5 protein-coding genes are annotated in these 3,146 nt (G+C 69.4%); 1 reads left to right on the plus strand and 4 read right to left on the minus strand.

Annotated elements, in window-relative coordinates; all coding sequences use genetic code 11:
- Positions 1-268: 268 nt before the first annotated feature.
- The 4 genes from ACFR9S_RS00440 to ACFR9S_RS00455 form a co-directional block, all read right to left on the minus strand.
- Positions 269-694 carry an Hsp20/alpha crystallin family protein gene (locus ACFR9S_RS00440; protein WP_379731216.1) on the minus strand — a complete coding sequence of 142 codons (426 nt, stop codon included), beginning with the start codon at positions 692-694 and terminating at the stop codon, positions 269-271.
- A 76-nt stretch (positions 695-770) separates the two neighbouring features.
- Positions 771-1,616: a prephenate dehydratase gene (pheA, locus tag ACFR9S_RS00445; RefSeq protein WP_379817713.1), complete on the minus strand. Its 846-nt coding sequence runs from the start codon at positions 1,614-1,616 to the stop codon at positions 771-773.
- 48 nt (positions 1,617-1,664) lie between these two features.
- A complete protein-coding gene (locus tag ACFR9S_RS00450) occupies positions 1,665-1,808 on the minus strand; it encodes a hypothetical protein (protein WP_379731214.1) in 144 nt (47 codons plus the stop codon).
- Between the two features lie 104 nt (positions 1,809-1,912).
- The gene (locus tag ACFR9S_RS00455; RefSeq protein WP_379817715.1) at positions 1,913-2,593 is read right to left on the minus strand and encodes a TOBE domain-containing protein; all 681 of its coding nucleotides are present in this window, start codon (positions 2,591-2,593) and stop codon (positions 1,913-1,915) included.
- 180 nt (positions 2,594-2,773) lie between these two features.
- On the opposite strand from ACFR9S_RS00455, the gene ACFR9S_RS00460 reads away from it, so the two are divergent.
- Positions 2,774-3,146: putative manganese transporter (locus tag ACFR9S_RS00460; RefSeq protein WP_379817735.1), on the plus strand; the 373-nt coding region annotated here is incomplete at its 3' end.

Raw genomic sequence — 3,146 nt, forward strand, 5'->3', positions numbered from 1 at the left:
CCGGCCCGCGGGGGAGGGGTGGGGACTCGGCGCTGTGCCGTCGACGAGAGCGAAGCTCTCGTCTGCCAATCAGAAATCTCTGATTTCTGATGACGGACCCTGTGTCCGGCGCACTGCGGTCGCAAGTGGTCTACGAACGAGATGCTGTTGCTGTCGCCGGTGCTGTCTCAGTTGCCAACGAACGAGATGCAGTCGCGGTAACGAACCGAAACGTCGCAATCGCCGCCACGACCGAACAGAGCCGCCTCGAAAACGCGAAAGAGCCGATCTAACTCACTTCGATGTCGATCCCGTCGTCGCCGTCGGCCTTGGGCAGTTCGACCGTCAGCACGCCGTTCTCGTAGCTCGCCGACGCCTCGTGCTCGTCGACGGCCGTCGGGAGCGTCACGGTGCGGCTGACCGCCTGCCGGGTGCGCTCGCGGCGGTAGTACTGGGCGTCGTCGTCGGTCTCTGACTCGCTCCCGCGCTCCGCCGAGATGGTGAGCTGGCGGTCGCTGACCGACACGTCGATGTCGTCGGCCTCGTAGCCCGGCACGTCCGCGACGACGACGATCTCGTCGTCGGCGTCGGCCACGTCGACGTGGATGCCGCCGCCGACGGCCCCCTCGATCTCCCCGGTGAGGTCGGCGAACCCGGAGTTCAGCTGCTCGAACAGTTCCTCGATCTCGTCGAACGGATCACGGCGGCCACTCATACCCGAAAAGAGGCGCCACGGATGGTTAAGGGTTACCGCCGGTCCCCCTATCCCGACTCAGTCGGGCGGTTTTCGGCTACCCGACGACGTGAGTCGTGTCGTAGGAGCCTAACCGCTTGACCCAGCCGTCCGCACAGACTTCCTCGATCTCCGCCAGCGCCTCCTGCGCCCGGGCCTCGTACAGCCCCGCCTCGAAGTCGACGTGGAAGCAGTAGTCCCCCAGCCGGCGGCCACTGGGGCGAGACTCGATCCGGGTGAGGTTGATGTCCCGATCGGCGAACGACTCCAGCAGTTCGAGCAGCAGGCCGGGGTAGTTCGCGCCGGGGTAGGCCACGATGCTGGTCTTCCCGCCCGCCTCCGAGCGCTCGCTCTCGGGAGCGACGACGAGGAAGCGGGTGGCGTTTGAGTCGTGGTCCTGAATGTTCTCGGCGATGCGCTGGAGGGTACCGTCACCGTCCTCGCCGGCTCCCTGTCCCGGCGAGCCTGCGTTCGCGGGGTGGCCGATCGCCGCCACGCTCGGGTCCTCGCGAGCGCGCTCGACCCCGCGGGCGGTCGACGCCACCGCCTCCTGACTCACGTCGGGGTAGTGCTCCGCGAGATACTCCCGGCACTGCGCCAGCGCCTGCGGGTGGGAGGCGACGGTCGAGAACTCCGGCCCCTGTGCGAGGAGGGCGTGCCGGATCGGGGAGACGACCTCCTGTACGACGCTCACCGCGCGGTCGGCCAGCGCGTCGAGGCTCTCGTCGACGGAGCCCTCGATGCTGTTCTCGACGGGGACGCCGCCGCGGTCGAACTCGCCGTCGGCGACGGCCGCGACGATCCCCGTCACCGACTCCCGGAAGCTGACGGCGCCGTCGTCGGCGATCGACCCCGCCGCGCGGTGGGAGTACGTCCCCGCCGGACCCAGCGTGACGACTTGCATACCCCGGGGTTCACGAGGGGTGGAGAAAAGCGCGTCGGCGGGAGCGCGCTACAGGCCGACGATGTCGTCCAGTTCCACGTCGTCGGTTCGCCCGCCACAGACCGCACACTCCTCGACGTGTGACGGGGCACTGCCGCCCTCCATGTGGAGGTTGCCACACTCGGTGCAGACCTCGAAATCAGCGTCGAGCATGCGCGAAGCGGTACTGGCGTGTGATAAGAGAACTTTGTGGCGGCTGAGAGAGTTCTCGCAGTTACCAACTACCGCGGTGTCGCTCTCACCACCACGGTTGGCCGTCACCGCGGTGTCGCACGGGTCGCCGTCGCTTTGAACGACGCCACCACGTCCCGGCCGGGTTCGAGGTCGAGTCGGTCGCGACTCTCCTCGGTCACCAGCGCCACGAGCGGCGCGTCGGCGCCCACCTCGACCGAAACCCGATAGACGGACTCCCCGCGGTCGACCGCGACGACCTCGCCCGAAAAGCGGTTTCGGGCGCTGGTCGCGTCGCCGGTCGGCGTGTCCGCGGGGTCGTGCAGCGTCACGGCGTCGGCGCGCAGCACCACCTCGACGGAGTCCGCGTCGGGCGGGACGAGCGCCCGAACCGTCCCGGCGGCGGTCTCGACGGTGCCGAGTTCGCCGTCCCGTTCGACCACCTCGCCGTCGAGAACCGTCTCCGTAGTCTCCGCGATCGCGCTGTAGCCCGCGCGCAGGCGGTCGAACGCCGCCAACAGCTCGTGGGCGCGGTCGGTGAGCGCGCTGCCGCCGCCGCCGCTGCCGCCGCGCTGGCGCTCGACCAGCGAGCCGAACGCGTCCTCGAGCTCCGTGAGCCGGTCGTGGGCCCGGGAGTACGACCGCCCGAGCGACGACGCGGCGGCGTTGAGCGACCCCGACTCGTCGACCGCCCGGAGCAGTTCGGCGTCGCGCTCGGCGAAGGCCACGCCGTCGGCCCGGAGCGTCGCGTCGAACCCTGCGTCCATACCCGGATTCGGGTCCGCCGGGGCAAAACGGTTCCCACCGCGAAGAGAATTAGAGGTATCTAAAAATAGAGTACGTGGGGAACAACTATGTAGTTGGGCCGGCCATGGTACGACAAGAACACTCATGCTCGACACACAGGCTCGGCCGCCGCCGCGGGCACCCCGAGGCGGTGGTTCCCCGTGATCCCGCTGCAGGTGCCGCCGGACCTGTTCGGTCCCGTCGGTCGGGAGGCGCTCGAGGTCCTGATCGGCTCGTGGCGCGAGGGGTTCGTGCAGGTGTCCGGCTTCGTCGGCGCGACGGTGCTACTGTTCAGCCTGGTCCAGTACCGGTTCGACGGGAAGCTGACCGAGCTGCTGCAGGAACACGAGCGCGCCCAGCCGCTGGTCGGCGGGCTGCTCGGGGTAACGCCGGGCTGTGGCGGCGCCATCATCGCGATGCCGCTGTACATCCGCGGCACCGTCAGCTTCGGCACCGTCGTCGCCGCGCTGGGCGCGACCGCGGGCGACTCGGCGTTCATCATCCTCGCGCTGGCGCCGGAGGCCGCAGTCTACG

It is taken from the genome of Halolamina salina (genome assembly GCF_042678005.1).
Lineage (GTDB): Archaea > Halobacteriota > Halobacteria > Halobacteriales > Haloferacaceae > Halolamina > Halolamina salina.